Source organism: Neisseria sp. P0021.S006 (assembly GCF_051956895.1).
The window spans coordinates 1-505 of sequence record NZ_JBQCWZ010001084.1 but is presented as its reverse complement, the minus strand read 5'-3'; the positions used below and the strand labels follow the sequence as shown (position 1 = coordinate 505).

Genomic DNA, 505 nt, shown 5'->3' with positions numbered 1-505 from the left:
CCTCATAATTCTTGTGAACATTCCTTGAAGCATGTTGTTGCAATTGATGGAGGATATACTGAAATACCACTGAAAATAGGATATCCAAGTGCGTCATTACATTTTTTTCAATTTGGAGCTTTATATTTTAAAACAGAAGATTTAAAGAATATGAAGCAGCAGAAGCATATAGCCCCTGAAGATATGCAAAAATTAAGGAATATTGCTCGGATTAAATTGCCACTATGTACTAAAGGTGTAAAAAGAAAAGATTGCTCCTCACTAACAAGTTCGGTAAGAAGAAGTCTATTTGAATTTCTTAAATCAGAAAATATGGGTGAAAACAGTAGTTTATTGGATACCTTAGCATGGTTTGTGTTTCATAGGTATAAACACCATAAGGGGGGAGAGGAAAAACATTGGAATTTAGCTTCGCACCCTTGTAATTCCGATACTAGAAATATTCTTTTAAAAGAAAATGAAATGCAAAATTATACCTTCTCATCAAATGATGGAGATATATACC

Annotated in this window: 1 protein-coding gene; it reads left to right on the top strand. The window is 32.7% G+C overall.

Annotation, left to right across the window (positions count from 1 at the left end):
- Positions 1–24: 24 nt before the first annotated feature.
- A partial coding sequence (locus tag ACTHUM_RS18845; RefSeq protein WP_440403805.1) for a hypothetical protein occupies positions 25–505 on the top strand: 481 nt, incomplete at its 3' end.